Here is a 15,679-nt window from a genome sequence, read left to right on the forward strand (position 1 = left end):
CTGCATGAGCGATACGACAACCTCCGATGTCACCGTTCCGCTTGCCACCTGGGTCGAGCAGCTGACGCTCGACTCGATTCCGGAACGGGTGCGCACCCGCGCCAGGCATCTGCTGCTCGACGGGGTGGCCTGTGCGCTGGTCGGCGCACAGCTGCCCTGGTCGCGGGTGGCGACGGACTCGGTGCTGGGACTCGAGGGCACGGGCGAGGTGACGGTGATCGGCACCGGCGCGACCACCAGCGGTCCGGCGGCAGTGCTGTTGAACAGCACCTTCATTCAGGGTTTCGAGCTGGACGATTTTCATCCGCTGGCGCCGCTGCACAGCAATTCGCTGGTGCTGCCGGTACTGCTGGCCGCGGCGCAGCAGTTCGGCGGAGCCTCCGGTGCGGATGCCCTCACGGCGGCCATTGCCGGCTTCGAGGTCGGACCGCGAGTCGGGTTGGCGCTGCACGGATCCGAGATGCTCTCGCGGGGCTGGCACAGCGGGCCGGTCTTCGGCACGCACACCGCCGCCATGACCGCGGGCAAGCTGCGCGGCCTCGACACCGCGCAACTCGAGGACGCCCTCGGGATGGCGGGTACGCAGTCGGCCGGGCTGATGGCCGCGCAGTACGAGGCGATGTCCAAGCGCATGCAGCACGGATTCGCCGCGCGCAACGGCTATTACGCCGCCGGGCTGGCCGCGGGCGGCTACACCGGCATCAAGCAGGTCTTCGATCGCCCGTACGGCGGCTATCTGTCGGTGTTCGGCGAGGGCCACCATCCCGACCCCGCGCAGGTCATCGCGGGACTCGGCGAGGGGTGGCACACCGAAGTGATCATGGTGAAATCCTATGCCGCACAGGGTGGGCTGCACGGGACGATCCAGGCCGCGCTGGAATTGCGCGCCGAATACGACCTCGATCCGAAGTCCATCGCGCACATAGAGATTCGGGTCGGCCATACCGTCTACCACCACGGCTGGTGGAAGCCCGAGCGACCGCTGACGCCGATCGGCGCGCAGATGAATCTGGGTTATGCCGCGGCCGTGGCGCTGCTCGACGGGGCCGCGCTGACCGCGCAGTTCACCGAGGCACGCCTCGATGCCGACGATGTGTGGGATCTGCTCGGCAAGGTGCAGGTCGAGTTGGACGAGAAGATCCAGAACGGGCCGATCACAGGACGTTTCGCCACCGAGCTGACAATCACGCTGCGGGACGGCACCGCACTGAACAGGCGGATCGAGCAGCCGCACGGCGGGCCCGCCGACCCGGTGACCAATGACGAACTGATCGCGAAATACCGGTCGCTGGCCGGGCCGCTGCTCGACGCCGACCGGCTCGATGCCATTCAGGACGCGGTCCTGCACATCGATGAACTCGACGATATTCGCGTGCTGGCCGCACTACTGGCCGCGCCGGTCGCGGGCGCTCTCGACGGAGAGGAATAGGTCATGAGTCCACACGAGGCCCGGACCCGCCTGCGCGCGGCCATCGCCGGTGACGAGATCGTCATCGCACCAGGCGTTTTCGATGGCATATCGGCATCGCTGGTGAGCCGGATCGGATTCACCGCCGCCTATCTGACCGGCGCCGGTGTCGCCGCCTCCGGATTCGGGCTGCCGGATATCGGGCTGGTCACGCAGACCGAAATGGTCGAACGCGCCAGGGTTCTGGTCCGTGTGCTCGGTGATATCCCGCTCATCGCCGATGCCGACACCGGATACGGCGCACCCTTGAATGTCATCCGAACGGTCCGCGAGTACGAGGCCGCCGGGGTTGCCGCAATTCAGTTGGAGGATCAGGCTTTTCCGAAGAAGTGCGGGCATCTGCCGGATAAGGAACTCATCAGCACCGGTGAGTTCGTGGTCAAACTCCAGGCCGCGCTCGACGCCCGCACCGATCCCGAACTCGTGGTGATTGCCCGCACCGACGCACGCGGGCCGCTGGGTATCGATGCCGCGATCGAACGCGCCAATGCCTACGCGGAGGCGGGCGCCGATGTCCTCTTCGTCGAAGCGCCGCAGGGCATCGACGAGATCGAGCGGATCGCGAAGGAGGTGTCCGCGCCGCTCCTGATCAATCTCGTGATCGGCGGCCTGACACCGATCGAATCGACCGCGCGGCTGCAGGAGCTCGGCTACTCGATCATCATCCACCCGTCGAATCCCCTGGGGGCGGCCGCATTCGCCATGCTGACCGGTCTCACCGGGCTGCTCGGGCGTGATCCCGCACCCCTGCTGCCGGGCAGTCCCGGCGAATTCTTCAATCTCGTCGGCTTGGCCGAATGGTCCGAGCTCGGCGAGCGCTACCGTTTCGAAGGAGCCTGAACCATGGGCATGACCATGATCGAGAATCTGCTGGCCCGCAAAGCCGGTGTCGCACAGGTGCGCCCGGGTGACATCGTCACCGTCGACGTCGATATGTGCGTCATGATCGACCTGCAGTTCGCGACGCTGTGGATCCCGCCCAGCCGGATCCACGATCCGGACAAGGTGGCGGTCATCATGGACCACGCGGTCCCGGCGCCGACGCTCAAGGATGCCGAGGGTGGCCCGAAGGCGCGAAAGTTCGTCGCGGACTTCGGTATCGAGAAGTTCTTCGACGTCGGGCGGCACGGCATCTGCCATCAGGTGATCGCGGAGAACGGTCTGGCCCGGCCCGGTGAAGTGCTGGCCTGTACCGACTCGCACACCTGCGCGGGTGGTGCGTACAACACCGCCGCGCGAGGACTCGGACCCGCCGAGCTGTACTCCATCATGTGCACCGGGTCCACCTGGTTCCAGGTCGCGCCCACCATTCGCTATGAGCTCAATGGTGAACTGCCCGAAGAGATCAGCGGTAAGGACGTGTTCCTCTACATCGCCGATGCGTACGGTGACGCCACCAATATGAATCTGGAGTTCGGCGGGTCCGGCATGGCGAGCATTCCGCTCAGCGACCGGCGCACCATCGCCACGCAGGCGGCCGAAATCTCCGCTGATTTCGCGACTTTCGGTGTCGACGCGGTGCTGCGGGAGTTCCTGCACGAGCGCGGCGTCCACGATTTCGAGCCCGCCGATGCCGATGCAGATGCCGAGTACTTCGCGGTTCGCGAGGTCGATCTGAGCGGTCTCGAACCCTATGTGGCGCGGCCGGGCACGGTGAGCCGCAATGGATTACCCGTATCGCAGATCGAGCGGCGCACGATTGATCAGGCCTTCATCGGGTCCTGCGCCAATGGCCAGCTCGAGGATCTGCGCATAACCGCGCAGATCCTGCGGGGCAAGGCCGTCGCGCCCGGGGTGCGGCTGCTGGTGACACCGGCTTCGCAGCAGGTGTATCGCGACGCCATGCGCCTGGGCTATCTGCAGGACATCGCCGATGCCGGTGGCGTGGTGACCAATTCGACCTGCGGGGCCTGCTTCGGATACCACATGGGCGTCATCGGCGCCGGCGAAGTCTGCCTCACCTCCAGCACCCGCAATTTCACCGGCCGGATGGGCAGTACCGAGGCCGAGATCTATATGGCCTCCCCCGCCACCGTGGCCGCCTCGGCGGTGGCCGGCTACATCACCGATCCCCGGAGCGTGACCGCGTGAGCACCAGCATTTCCGGCCGAGTCTGGGTCTTCGGCGACTCGCTCGACACCGATGCCATGTATCCGGCGTTCGCCATGAAGCTGGATATCCCCGAAGCCGCGAAACATGTCTTCCATCAAATCCGGCCGGGCTGGACCGATCTCGTCGCGCCGGGCGATATTGTCCTCGCGGGCAAGAACTTCGGTGTCGGATCCTCGCGACCGGTGGCCGCGTTGTTCCGCAGCCTGGGCGTGGCGGCACTCATCGCGGAGGAATTCAATTCGCTGTTCTTCCGCAATGCCATCAATGCGGGCCTGCCCGCTCTGACCGTGCCCGGAGTCACCGCGATGTTCTCCGACGGTGACCGCGGCAGCTTCGACTTCGCCACCGGCGCTTTCGGAAACGACACCACGGGCGCTTCGGGCCAGGCGCCCGCACTACCGCCGCTCATTCTGGAAATCCTTGCCAGCGGCGGTGTTCTGGCGAGACTGGCCGAGCAGGGATTCCTGCCGATCGAACTACTCGACGTATTCCGCTCGGGCGCCATCCCGGTCGACAGCGGGGCCAGCGCATGACGACAGCGATGGAGTTCTGATGATCAAGCATGCGATTGCCCGGCTGCTGCGACCTGTGCGCGCGGGTATCAGCAAGATCGCCTGGCATCACAGCGCCACTGCCGTTGCACCGGAGCAGATTACGGTGACAAGCGCCTTTGCCGAGGGGGCGGCCATACCGCAGCGGCATGCGGGCAAGGGGGTCGGTGCGGATATTTCACCGGCGCTGCACTGGTCCGGTGTGCCCGCTGCGGCGGTGGAGCTCGTCCTCATCATCGAGGATCCCGATGTACCGCTGCCGCGGCCGATTGTGCACGGGCTCTTCTCCGGCATAGATCCCAGTTCCGGAGGGATTCCCGAAGGCGCTCTCGCACTGGAGCATTCGGCGAGCCCGGCGTTCGATATCGGCGTCGGCTCGTTCAGACGGCGTGGATATGCCGGGCCGCGTCCGATTCCCGGTCATGGGCCGCACCGGTACATCTTTCAGCTCTTCGCGCTCGATGCCCCGAGTGGACTCGGCGGCGCGGCGACGCTCGCCGAGACACTCGCGGCCATCGATGGGCATGTCATCGCGCGCGGAAGGCTGACGGGCACCTACGAACGCGACTGAGGGGCGACTGCTCGCGCCACGCCCTGGATGACTCGAAGGCGTCCGTCGGTGAGGGCGCGGGTCAGGTTCGCCGCCTTCCGCGCGAAGTCGGTGACGAAGGCATGCAACCCGAGGGGCGTGGGCGGCAGTGCCAGTATCGCCTGCATCAGCGTGGCCGCCTGGTCGGTGAGATCGTTCCAATGGTCGATCTCGAATCCCGCGGATTCGACGATGGCGCGCAACTCGCCGGAGCTGACCAGGTGGCCGAGGTCGGGGCGATCGGCCCACGGCAGTGGGTAGTCGAGCTCGCCGTTCTCGCCGGAGGTGATGTCCCACATGGCAAGTCGGCCGCCCTCCGCCAGGACCCGGCGTGCTTCCCGGTAGAGGCGCGGCTTGTCGGGCACGTTCATCTGCACGTGCTGACTGAAGGCAACCTGGAAGGTGGCATCGGCGAACGGCAGTTCGGTGACGTCGGCGCGCTGCACCGAGATCCGATCATCCAGTCCGACAAGCTGATTGAGCCAGCGCGCCGTATCGCAGTACTCCTCGGTCAGGTCCACGGCGGTCACCCGGCAGTGGCAGTGGCCGGCGACGAAACGGGCGGTGCCGCCGATGCCGCTGCCCGCGTCGAGCACGTCGTCCGCCGCGGTGATCCCCGCCAGATCCACCAATTGCCCTGTGGCATAACGCCCCATCGTATGGAAGTCTTCGAGCAGCGCGAGATCCTCGGGCCGGAGGTGGTCGAGATCCTTGCCCGCGGCCAGCAGGGCCCGCTCGATATTGCGCCGCGAGACGCCGGTCGAGTACTGGGTATCGATCAGTGTGTCTTTCATGCCCAAGCTCCTTCGCCCCGACCGGCCTGCCGAACACCGAATATGTTTCTGAACAACATGTTCGATTATGCTGTCGGAGAGGAGCCGCTGGTCAACAACCAGTTCCGGGCATTCGTTCATTACCGGACAGCACCCGGGAGGTTGTCCGGAAAGTCGAGGAGGCAGCCGTGGCCGAGCAGGACCGCAGGGTTCGCCGCACGCGAAAAACCCTGCACGAAGCCTTCATCGCGCTCGTCCTGGACAAGGGCTACGAACAGATGACCGTGCAGGACATCCTCGACCGCGCCGATATCGGCCGCTCCACCTTCTACGTCCACTACCGCGATAAAGAAGCCCTGCTCACCGCCACCTTCGACAGCATGCGCGAGCAACTCGAAGCCGATTTCGACCAGATGAACTCCGCCGGCCTCCCCATAGAAGTGGACCGCCCCGCCGCCCTCCTGTTCGACCACGCCCACCGCAACCAACGCGTCTACCGCGCCCTCTGCGGCAAACAGGGCGGCACCGTGGTAACCCGCCACCTGCACGACTTCATAGTCCAACTCCTGTCGGACCACCTCCCCCAACCCGACACCGACCCCGGCGACAACCCACCCACGGAAGTCGTCGCCGAGTTCTACGCCGCCGCCACCGTCGGCCTCCTGGCCTGGTGGATCGACCACGACTTCGCCCGCGACCCCACCCACCTGACCAACGACTTCCGACGCCTGGCCACCCGCGGAACCCTGATCTATCGTTGCTATAAGAACGATTAGGACGGAAAATTGCCGGCAGCTCCTAGCTTGATGAGCTATCGTTGATATCGCAGCGTTAAGATGCCAAGAACTACGCCTACTTGGACCGATTGCGAACTTCGCCAGCACTGACGTTGCAATAGCAACGATAGGAGGGTAGATGACGGGGTCAGGACCACGCAGGCGGCCGCGTATCGAGGCAGGCCTACTCGCCGAGTTCGGAGCCTTCATCGCGGAACGCCGCCACTCACTGAAGCTGACCCAGCTCGAGGTGGCCGAACTCGCGGATGTCGGCTTGTCATCGGTGCGCACTCTGGAGGCGGGACAAGCTTCCCCGACTCTCGCGGTGACGTTGCGCGTGCTGGACACTCTCGGGCTGGCGCTGGTGAGCATGCCTCATGCGGATGCGCGAGCGCTGACCGACAACACCGTCGAACTGCGTGCGGCAGTAGCTGGTTCGCTGTGACTACATCCGCCGCACTCCGAACCGTCGACGAGGCCGACGTATACAAGGCCGGGCGCATTGCCGGACAATTGCGCCGCGAGCGCGACGATGTCACTTTCACGTACGCCGAGCCCTACCTCGCCGATCCCACGACACCTGCGGTTGCTTTCACATTGCCCAAGCAACGCAGGGCCTTTCGAGCCACCGGGGGTTCGGTCCCCGCCTTCTTCGCCGGATTGCTGCCCGAAGGGCTCCGGCTGACCGCAATCACAAGAGCCGCGCGCACCAGCGAGGATGACCACTTCAGCATTCTGCTGGCCGTCGGTACCGACACCATCGGCGACGTCCAGGTTGTACCCGCCGGAACTGTGGCGGATACGCCACTTCCGCTGTTCGGAAAGACGGATCCCGCGCGCACCGATTTCACCGCCTTGTTCGCGCGCGCGACCTCGACCGACGTCGACGATCTCGACAGGACCGCACTGCCTGGAGTTCAGGTCAAGGTGTCCGCGCAAATGATCTCGACCCCGGTCTCCACTGCCGGAGGGCCTGCCATCCTCAAACTCAACCCACCCGAGTACCCGTACCTGGTCGAGAACGAGAACTTCTTTCTGACTATGGCCGGCGCTTGTGGCATAAAAGTTCCGCGGCATCAGCTTGCGACCGACATGAACGGCCGCACAGCACTTTTCATCGACAGATTCGATCGCGCCGTCGAGCACGGACGGATCCGTCGTCTGGCCCAGGAAGATGCCTGCCAGGTACTCGGTCGATATCCGGCCGCGAAGTACCGAATCACTTTGCAGGAAGCCATCACCGGCCTTGCCGACGCCGTCACCGAGGGCCGCGGCTCATACCGCCTCACCATCCTGCAGATGCTCGAGATCGCAGCCTTCAGCTACCTCATCGGTAATGGCGACCTACACGGCAAGAACCTGTCGATCCGGCAGAACGCCGACGGAATCTGGGAACCGACGCCGGCATACGACCTGCTCACCACCCAACCGTATCTGAGCTGGAACGACCCCATGGCGCTGCAACTGTACGGGCGTGATGCGAAACTCGTCCGCCGCTGGTGGACCGAGGCGGCCACCCGCCTCGGTATCCCCGACCGGGCCATCAACCGCAGCCTGACACGCATTGTCGATGCCGCAGAACCGTGGATAGACCGGGTTGCCGACATCGGATTCGACGACAAGACCAGTCGCCACCTGGCAAGAATGATCTCGGAACGACGCGAACAGCTGCGACAGCCCGCGCATTGATCCGCAGAGTCTGTCCTTCATACCCGGGGCCGTTCGTCGTATCGGTGAAAGCTTGTCGAAGCTGGAGGAGAGCGATGAAGTATCTGCTGATGATTGCCACAGACGAGTCCGAGGTTTCGGACGTACAGGGGTGTGGGGAGTGGGCTCGGGAGATGCGGGCTCGGGGGGTGTTGCAGGAGGTTACGGGGTTGCGGCCGACCAGTGATGCGACGACTGTGCGGGTTCGGGGGGCGGAGGTGCTGCTGTCGGATGGGCCGTTTGCGGAGACCAAGGATCAGATCGGCGGGGCGGCGTTGATCGAGTGTGCTGATTTGGATGAGGCCATTGATATCGCGTCGCGGCATCCGGCGGCGGCGCTGGGGGCGATCGAGGTTCGACCGCTGATGGTGCAGTGAGCGGCGAGGTCGATGATGCGGTCGCGGAGGCGTTCCGTAGTGAGTGGGGGCATATTGTCGCCACGCTGATTCGGGTGACCGGAGATTGGGAGCTGGCCGAGGAGTCTGCGCAGGAGGCCTTCGCCACCGCCGTGCAGGTGTGGCCGCGGGATGGAGTGCCACGTAAGCCGGGGGCCTGGCTGACCACGACGGCACGCAATCACGCCATCGACAGAATGCGCCGGAATACGGTGGGCGGGGCCAAATTACGGGAGTTGGCTGTGCTGACACCACCTTCGGGCGGCGAGCTGTTCGATGCGGAGGAGATTCGCGATGATCGGCTGCGGCTCATTTTCACCTGCTGTCATCCGGCGCTGGCGTTCGAATCGCAGATCGCGCTCACCCTGCGGACATTGGCCGGGTTGAGTACGGCGCAGATCGCACGGGCCTTCCTGATGCCGGAGCAGACGCTGTCCAAGCGGCTCGTACGAGCCAGGGCGAAGATCAAGAATGCGGGCATTCCGTACCGGGTGCCGCCCGCGCATCTGCTGCCGGAACGCACGACCGCGGTGCTCGGGGTGCTGTATCTGATCTTCAATGAGGGGTATTCGGCGACAACCGGGGCCGACCTGATCCGGGAGAGCCTGAGCGCCGAGGCGATTCGGCTGCAACGACAGCTGGTCGAATTGATGCCCGATGAGCCGGAGGCGCAGGGGCTGCTGGCATTGATGCTGCTGCACGATGCGCGGCGCACCACCCGGGTGGACGAGGCCGGGGAGTTGGTCTCGCTGGAATTTCAGGATCGATCGAGGTGGGATCGGGGCGAGATTGCCGAGGGCACAGCGATTCTCGACAGCGCGATGCTGCGCGGGCCGGTCGGACCGTACCGGGTGCAGGCGGCGATCGCGGCCTGCCATGCGACGGCACCGACCGCCGCGGAGACCGACTGGCCGCAGATCGCCGGGCTGTACGACCATCTCGTCCGGCTGGTGCCCTCACCCATCGTCCGGCTCAATCGGGTTGTCGCGATCGCCATGGCGGACGGACCGGACGCCGGTCTCGCGCTATTGGCCGATCTGGAGGGCGAGAAGGCGCTCACGGAGAACCACCTACTGCCTGCGACCAGGGCCGATCTGCTGCGCCGACTCGGGAGATCCGAAGCGGCTGCTATCAGCTATCGACGAGCACTGGAATTGGTCACGACCGATGCCGAGCGCCGATTTCTCACCCGGCGACTCGAGGAACTCTCGCGGTGATGTCCCTATCGGGCTATTCCGTTCGTCGGTATGACAACCCGATACCTAGGAGTTCTGCCATGAGTCCAGATCCGTATACCGGCAAGGTCGTCTCCACGGACGGCACCGTCATCGCCTTCGATCGGCGAGGGGACGGGCCACCACTGGTGCTCGTACTCGGCGCGTTCAATGACAGATCGACCCATCAGGCCTTCGCCGAGGAATTGGCCACGTATTTCACGGTATTCAACTACGACCGGCGGGGGCGAGGCGGCAGCGGCGATGCACCGGAGTATTCCGTCGATGCCGAAATCGCCGATCTGGCCGCCATTGTCGCGCAGACCTCCAGTGCACCTGTGATTTTCGGCTACTCCTCCGGAGCGGTGCTCGCGCTGGCAGCGGTGGCCGCCGGAACTCCGGCGGGCGGTCTCGCGCTCTATGAGCCGCCGCCGGTACGTACGGACCAGCCTTTCGCCGAGCAGCTGGATCGCCTGGTCACCGCGGGAGAGCGTGGCACGGCGGTAGAGTACTTCCAGACCGACATCATCGGAATACCGGAATCTATTGTCTCCCAGATGCGTAATGCACCGTTCCGGCCGGCATTGGAAGCGATGGCGCACACGCTGGTCTACGAGATGACCATCCTCGGCGGGGCAATACAACCGGCCGATTCGGCGGCAGCGGTATCGGTGCCGACGGTTGTGCTGGTGGGCGAGCAGAGTCCGCCGATGCTGCATGATTCCGCAGCGGCGATCGCCTCGGCGAATGCGGCCTTCCGCGTGCAAGTCCTCCCCGGGCAGAACCACGACATCGTTCCCGCAGTCGTGTCGCTCGAGCTGAAAGACCGATTCCTGCAACGACATTGACCATCGGTCTGTTCACGCGTACCGTCACGGCCCCACGAACAAGCCTGCGCAACCATGGCAATTCGCCACTGCACCAACCGAATCCCAATAGCACGCCCAATTCGCCGGCCAAACCAGGCTCGACGTCACTGTTACACAAGCACTTCGCGTCGTCCGCGGCGCATGGTCAGCGGCCGCAGGTCAGGTCGGTGGTTGCGGACCCTCACACGGGTTGCTGTTGGCGGCGGTATTGGCCTGGGGGAAGGCCGTATTCACGTTTGAATGATTTGGAGAATGCGTATTCGGAGCTGTATCCGCAGCGTTGAGCTATGGCGTGGATCGGGTCATCGGTGCGGTCCAGCAGGCGGGCCGCGGTGATCATTCGCCACCAGGTGAGGTACGTCAGGGGTGGTTGGCCGACGACGGTGGTGAAACGCTTGGCGAAGGTCGCGCGGGAGACTCCGGCAAGAGTGGCCAATTCCGCTACGGTCCACTGATTTTCGGGTTGCCGGTGGATGTGGTGCAGCGCGGTGGCGATCACCGGATCGGTGAGGGCGGTGGCCCAGCCGTCGGTGGTGCGATCGGCGTCCTCGTCGAGCCATGCGCGCAGCACATACAGCAGCAGCATATCGATGAGCGCGGGCAGAATCGCATCGGTGCCGGAACCCGGGCGATGCAGTTCACTGCCGAGCATGTCGACCGTGGCCCGGAGCGCGCGATGGTCGCCGATGCGGGCCGGCAGATGGATCAGCGGCGGCAGGGTTCGCAGCAGTGGATGGGGACGGGCCAGGTCGAATGTGTAGCAGACACAAAGCATTTCGGTGACAGCGCCCGGGCCGGGGATGTCCAACTCAACCACGGAGTAGCCACTACCGCGGTCCGGCTGGAATTCGACGGCGGGACTGCCTGGGCGATCTGCCAGCGTATGAGCATGCCGAGGCCCGGTGAACAGGATGTCTCCGACCCCCAGGGTCACCGGCGGCGTCCCGTCGGCGGGAATGAGGCTGCAGCCACCCTGCAGAACAATGTGACAGCAGGCGGCATCGCCGGCGGGAAAACGCACACCCCACGGTGCCCGGCAGACGCTGCGACCCGTATACGGCCGGCCCGCCCGCATTACGGCGAGCACATCACTGAGAACGTCCACAGAGACAAATTAGCACTGCGCCGCTCAGACGATCAGACAAGAAATTCAGATAGCAGACCATTTATCATCCGATTGCACAGATCTACGGTCATCTCATGGAAACGCTGTTGAAGGCCAGAACCGTACTGTTCGACGAGGTCGGCGGCCCGGATGTACTGCGCCTGACGGAACTCGACATCGGCGAACCCGGCGCGGGGCAGGTTCGGGTTCGCATCGACGCCATCGGACTCAATCGCGGCGAAGCGCTGCTGCGGGCCGGGAGTTACTACTACGACGCCGTGCTGCCCGATTCCCGGCTGGGCAATGAAGCCGCCGGGGTCATCGAAGCTGCCGGGCCCGGTGTCATCGGGTTCGAAATCGGGGACACGGTCAGCATCGTGGCCAAGCCGACCGACGAAGGGATGTCGGCACACGGCGTATACGCCGACCGTGTGCTGGTGGGCGCGCATCGATTGCTGCACCGCCCCGCTCATATCGATGCGATCACCGGCGCTGCGGTCTGGACCTCGGCGTTCACCGCCTACGGAGCGCTCGTCGAGGTCGGGCGGGTCCGGGCGGGCGACACCGTCGTCGTCACGGCGGCATCCAGCAGCGTCGGCATGGCCGCGCTGCAGATCGCGCGCCACCTGGGCGCCACACCGATTGCCGTGACCCGCACCGGCGAGAAGGCCGATCGACTCCGCAGCGCCGGCGCCGAACATGTCATCGCCAGCGCTGACGGCGATGTCGCAGAACGGATTCGCGCGCTCACCGACGGCAAGGGCGCACGGATCATCTTCGACGGCATTGCCGGACCCGGGCTACCCGACCTGGCCCGCGCCGTCGCACCCGACGGCATCTTCCTGGTCTACGGATCACTCGACACCCGCACCACTCCGCTTCCGATGTGGTGGCCGATCAATATCTACGGCTACGCGGTCTTCCACGTCTACGCCGACTCCGAACGCGCCTGCCGCGCGGAAACTTTCATCGCAAACGGGCTGCGCAACGGCGCACTCACGCCGGTGATCGATCGGACCTTCGACCTCACCGAAATCGTCGAGGCCCACCGATACCTCGAATCCAACCAGCAGGCAGGCAAAATCGTCGTCACCGTCCAGCACTGAACGGCGGTTCGAGCGGCCTTCGCTACCCTTCGGCGGCGAGCTGGCCGCAGGCGGCGGCGATTTCCTGGCCGCGGGTATCGCGGACCGTGCAGGGGACACCCTGTTCGTTGACGCGCCGAACGAATTCGCGCTCAACGGGTTTCGGGGAGGCGTCCCATTTGCTGCCCGGGGTCGGGTTCAGCGGGATGAGGTTGACGTGGACTCGGGAGCCCAGGGCCTTGTGCAGCTTCTTGCCGAGCAGGTCGGCGCGCCAGGGCTGATCGTTGATATCGCGGATCAGGGCGTACTCGATGGAGACGCGGCGGCCGGACTTGTCGGCGTAATACCTTGCGGCGTCGAGGACTTCGGCGATCGGCCAGCGGTTGTTGACCGGGACCAGGGTGTCGCGCAGTTCGTCGTCGGGGGTGTGCAGGGAGACCGCGAGGGTCACCGACATGTCCTCGTCGGCGAGCTTGCGGATGGCCGGAGCCAGGCCGACAGTGGAGACCACCACGCTGCGCTGGGAGATGCCCAGGCCGTCGGGAGCGGGAGAAGTGATGCGGCGCACCGCATTCACCACACGCTTGTAATTGGCGAGCGGCTCGCCCATACCCATGAAGACGATGTTCGAGAGGCGGCCGGGACCACCGGCGACCTCACCGTCACGCAGGGCGGCCGCGGCGGCGCGCACCTGGTCGACGATTTCGGCGGTCGACAGATTGCGGGTCAGGCCCGCCTGACCGGTCGCGCAGAACGGGCAGGCCATACCGCAGCCGGCCTGACTGGAGATGCAGAGGGTATTGCGGTCGGTGTACCGCATGAGCACGCTCTCGAGCAGCGTGCCGTCGCCGGCGCGCCACAGCGTCTTGCGGGTGCTGCCGTCATCGCAGACCACATTGCGGACCTCGGTGAGCAGCGGCGGGAAGAGCGCCTCGCCCACCTTCGCGCGCATGGCCTCCGGCAGATCGGTCATCAGCGCCGGGTCGGCCACCAGGCGGCCGTAGTACTGGCGGGCGATCTGATCGGCGCGGAATTTGGGGAGGCCGAGCTCCTCGACGGCCGCCCGGCGTTCCTGCGGATCGAGGTCGGCGAGATGCCGCGGCGGCAGGCCACGGCGAGGGGCGTCGAACACGAGGGGCAAGGGGGTGGCAGTCATAACCCTTCCAGTGTTCCATCCGAGCCGCTGTTTCGGGCGTGCGGGGTGGGATGCGCTCGTCACAGTCACCGTGAGCTCGCCGACAGTGACCCAGTTAATACCGGGCACAAACGACATACCTCAGATAAAGGGCTATATGCGTGCACCGGTCATAGCAATCGGCAATGATCAAGCAATGACCACCGACGCCGTACCGACCGCCGGGTCGGAACCGACCCCCAGCACAGGCCAGAACCCGCGCGTCCTCAAGACCCGCGCCGGTTACGCGTGGATCGGCCTCGTCATCGCCGCCATCCTGGGAATCATCCTGCTGATCTTCATCCTGCAGAACCTGGACCAGGCCCAGGTCTCCATGTTCGGGTGGAACTGGAACCTGCCCATCGGCGTACTCGTCCTGCTCTCGGTAATCTCCGGCGCGCTGGTCACAGCGCTGGTCGGCGGCTACCGCATCCTGCAGCTGCGCCGCGCCGCCAAGAAGCACGTCTAGCGGGTGACAGGCCGTCGATAGGTGATGCGGTCGAATTCGCGGCCGAACTCGTCGACGGCTGTCATCGGCAGCCGGGTCACCCGATTGCGCACCTCCCCCTCGACCGTCGCACCCGGCGCGGTCACACGCCGGCCACCAGCAGATCGGCCCCCGTCTTGCGGTAGCGGCCGGGCGCGGTGCCGTATTCACGTGTGAAGGCTTTGCCGAAGGCGTACTCCGAGTGAAGCGCTTCGCGAAGGCCGCGCGGCTCAGACGGGCCGAGCAGCGGGCCGAGGGGCGGGTGGTGATCAGCATCGAAGTGGCGCGGATTTACGGCGCCGCACTTGATGTTTCGTGAACCGCAGCAGGTCAGAGCAGGGCGGTCAGCACCAGCCAGGCTACGAAGGCGGAGGGGAGCATGGAGTCCAGGCGATCCATGATGCCGCCGTGGCCGGGGAGCAGGGTGCCCATGTCCTTGATGCCGAGTTCGCGCTTGACCTGGGATTCGATGAGGTCGCCGGTGGTGGCGATCAGCACCAGGCCGACACCGAGCAGCACACCGATCATCGAATTGGCCTGCAGCAGCAGGGTCACGGTCAGCAGGCCGCCGATGACGCAGAAGACCAGCGAACCGCCGAAACCCTCCCAGGACTTCTTCGGGCTGATGTGCGGAACCATCGGATGCTTACCGAAAAGCACACCGGCGACATAACCGCCGACATCCGAGCAGACCACCAGAATCATGAAGGTCAGCACCCGCAGATTGCCGTCGTCCTGCTGCAGCATCAGCACCGCGAAGGACGCCAGCAGTGGGATCCAGGCCAGTACGAAAACGCTGATCGCGGTGTCGCGCAGATAGTTTCGGGGCGTCGCCCGCAGACCGTGATCGAACAGCCGCCACACCATGATCGCCAGCGCCGTCGCGCCGAAGGCCCCGAGCACGCCCTGCGGACCCCACGGCCACGCCAGCCAGACGATCGCCTGACCACCCGCCAGCAGCGGAATCCGCGGCACCAGGACATCGGCCTCACGCAGTCGCTTGGCCACCTCCCAGGTGGCGACCGCGATGGCCGCGGCGATCACGCCGATGAGCACCTTGGGCGCGAACAGCAGGATCGCGATGAGCGACAGGCCCAGACCCATGCCGACCGCCAGTGCGGCAGGCAGATTGCGCCCGGCCTTCGAGGCGGGCGCGGCCGGAGCCGACTGTTCTGCCGCCGGAGACTCCGGCTCGGGAGCCGGCGGAACCCACTCGGGAGGTGACGGCACCGCCCCCGCGGTGTCCTCGCCGGGCGGCGTCACCGCGCCGGAGGCGGCAGTTTCTTCGGCCACGATTGTCCTGTCGCTCACTTGTCGTCCGTTCGTCCCTACCCCCGGCCGGCAGTGCCGGCCGTCCGTGTCAGATTCGAGCGA

18 protein-coding genes are annotated in these 15,679 nt (G+C 65.6%); 13 read left to right on the forward strand and 5 right to left on the reverse strand.

Translation table 11 applies throughout. The annotated features are described in order from the left end of the window. Positions 1–4: 4 nt before the first annotated feature. From ABZX86_RS34915 to ABZX86_RS34935, 5 genes are read left to right on the forward strand one after another with little or no spacing between them, the layout of a single operon-like run. Positions 5–1,429 carry an MmgE/PrpD family protein gene (locus tag ABZX86_RS34915; protein ID WP_355129865.1) on the forward strand — a complete coding sequence of 475 codons (1,425 nt, stop codon included), beginning with the start codon at positions 5–7 and terminating at the stop codon, positions 1,427–1,429. 3 nt (positions 1,430–1,432) lie between these two features. After that, positions 1,433–2,308: an isocitrate lyase/PEP mutase family protein gene (locus ABZX86_RS34920; RefSeq protein ID WP_355129867.1), complete on the forward strand. Its 876-nt coding sequence runs from the start codon at positions 1,433–1,435 to the stop codon at positions 2,306–2,308. A 3-nt stretch (positions 2,309–2,311) separates the two neighbouring features. Continuing rightward, a complete protein-coding gene (locus tag ABZX86_RS34925) occupies positions 2,312–3,559 on the forward strand; it encodes an aconitase/3-isopropylmalate dehydratase large subunit family protein (RefSeq protein WP_355129869.1) in 1,248 nt (415 codons plus the stop codon). A gap of 8 nt (positions 3,560–3,567) precedes the next feature. After that, on the forward strand, positions 3,568–4,113 hold the full coding sequence (locus tag ABZX86_RS34930) for a 3-isopropylmalate dehydratase (protein WP_355130015.1): 546 nt from the start codon (positions 3,568–3,570) through the stop codon (positions 4,111–4,113). Positions 4,114–4,132: 19 nt separating this feature from the next. After that, a complete protein-coding gene (locus ABZX86_RS34935) occupies positions 4,133–4,702 on the forward strand; it encodes a YbhB/YbcL family Raf kinase inhibitor-like protein (RefSeq protein WP_355129871.1) in 570 nt (189 codons plus the stop codon). Here the strand turns inward: ABZX86_RS34935 and ABZX86_RS34940 are convergent. After that, complete coding sequence (locus tag ABZX86_RS34940; RefSeq protein WP_355129873.1) at positions 4,687–5,514, reverse strand: class I SAM-dependent methyltransferase; 828 nt, start codon at positions 5,512–5,514, stop codon at positions 4,687–4,689. The two genes, ABZX86_RS34935 and ABZX86_RS34940, sit on opposite strands and share 16 nt — an antisense overlap. A 167-nt stretch (positions 5,515–5,681) precedes the next feature. Between ABZX86_RS34940 and ABZX86_RS34945 the strand changes: the two genes are divergently transcribed. From ABZX86_RS34945 to ABZX86_RS34970, 6 genes are all read left to right on the forward strand, one after another. Next, entirely contained in the window at positions 5,682–6,269 is a 588-nt protein-coding gene (locus tag ABZX86_RS34945; RefSeq protein ID WP_355129875.1) for a TetR/AcrR family transcriptional regulator, read from the forward strand. A gap of 139 nt (positions 6,270–6,408) precedes the next feature. Next, positions 6,409–6,714, forward strand: coding sequence for a helix-turn-helix domain-containing protein (locus ABZX86_RS34950; RefSeq protein ID WP_355129876.1), 306 nt, complete (start codon positions 6,409–6,411; stop codon positions 6,712–6,714). Beyond that, positions 6,711–7,958 carry a HipA domain-containing protein gene (locus ABZX86_RS34955; RefSeq protein ID WP_355129878.1) on the forward strand — a complete coding sequence of 416 codons (1,248 nt, stop codon included), beginning with the start codon at positions 6,711–6,713 and terminating at the stop codon, positions 7,956–7,958. Before ABZX86_RS34950 ends, ABZX86_RS34955 begins: the two co-directional genes overlap by 4 nt. 74 nt (positions 7,959–8,032) lie before the next feature. Beyond that, positions 8,033–8,353 carry a YciI family protein gene (locus ABZX86_RS34960; protein WP_355129880.1) on the forward strand — a complete coding sequence of 107 codons (321 nt, stop codon included), beginning with the start codon at positions 8,033–8,035 and terminating at the stop codon, positions 8,351–8,353. Continuing rightward, positions 8,350–9,588 (forward strand): RNA polymerase sigma factor, encoded by a 1,239-nt coding sequence (locus ABZX86_RS34965; protein WP_355129882.1) that lies wholly within the window; start codon positions 8,350–8,352, stop codon positions 9,586–9,588. The genes ABZX86_RS34960 and ABZX86_RS34965 overlap by 4 nt, the downstream gene beginning before the upstream one ends. Before the next feature lie 59 nt (positions 9,589–9,647). Beyond that, a complete protein-coding gene (locus ABZX86_RS34970) occupies positions 9,648–10,433 on the forward strand; it encodes an alpha/beta hydrolase (RefSeq protein WP_355129884.1) in 786 nt (261 codons plus the stop codon). Between the two features lie 202 nt (positions 10,434–10,635). Here the strand turns inward: ABZX86_RS34970 and ABZX86_RS34975 are convergent, their stop codons facing one another. Continuing rightward, positions 10,636–11,559, reverse strand: coding sequence for an AraC family transcriptional regulator (locus ABZX86_RS34975; protein ID WP_355129886.1), 924 nt, complete (start codon positions 11,557–11,559; stop codon positions 10,636–10,638). Between the two features lie 95 nt (positions 11,560–11,654). Between ABZX86_RS34975 and ABZX86_RS34980 the strand changes: the two genes are divergently transcribed. Beyond that, a complete protein-coding gene (locus ABZX86_RS34980) occupies positions 11,655–12,665 on the forward strand; it encodes a zinc-dependent alcohol dehydrogenase family protein (RefSeq protein ID WP_355129888.1) in 1,011 nt (336 codons plus the stop codon). Positions 12,666–12,687: 22 nt separating this feature from the next. On the opposite strand, the gene rlmN is transcribed toward ABZX86_RS34980, so the two are convergent. Next, a complete protein-coding gene (gene rlmN, locus ABZX86_RS34985; RefSeq protein ID WP_327144824.1) occupies positions 12,688–13,800 on the reverse strand; it encodes a 23S rRNA (adenine(2503)-C(2))-methyltransferase RlmN in 1,113 nt (370 codons plus the stop codon). Between the two features lie 175 nt (positions 13,801–13,975). Between rlmN and ABZX86_RS34990 the strand changes: the two genes are divergently transcribed. Continuing rightward, entirely contained in the window at positions 13,976–14,287 is a 312-nt protein-coding gene (locus tag ABZX86_RS34990; RefSeq protein WP_355129890.1) for a lipopolysaccharide assembly protein LapA domain-containing protein, read from the forward strand. Here ABZX86_RS34990 and ABZX86_RS34995 read toward each other — a convergent pair. Together ABZX86_RS34995 and ABZX86_RS35000 are read right to left on the reverse strand one after the other, a co-directional pair. Continuing rightward, positions 14,284–14,412 (reverse strand): hypothetical protein, encoded by a 129-nt coding sequence (locus ABZX86_RS34995; protein WP_355129892.1) that lies wholly within the window; start codon positions 14,410–14,412, stop codon positions 14,284–14,286. The genes ABZX86_RS34990 and ABZX86_RS34995 overlap by 4 nt on opposite strands. 223 nt (positions 14,413–14,635) lie before the next feature. Continuing rightward, positions 14,636–15,535 (reverse strand): phosphatidate cytidylyltransferase, encoded by a 900-nt coding sequence (locus ABZX86_RS35000; protein ID WP_355130017.1) that lies wholly within the window; start codon positions 15,533–15,535, stop codon positions 14,636–14,638. Positions 15,536–15,679 lie beyond the last annotated feature (144 nt).

The sequence above is a fragment of the Nocardia sp. NPDC006630 genome (assembly GCF_040611495.1).
In the GTDB taxonomy this organism is placed as follows: domain Bacteria; phylum Actinomycetota; class Actinomycetes; order Mycobacteriales; family Mycobacteriaceae; genus Nocardia.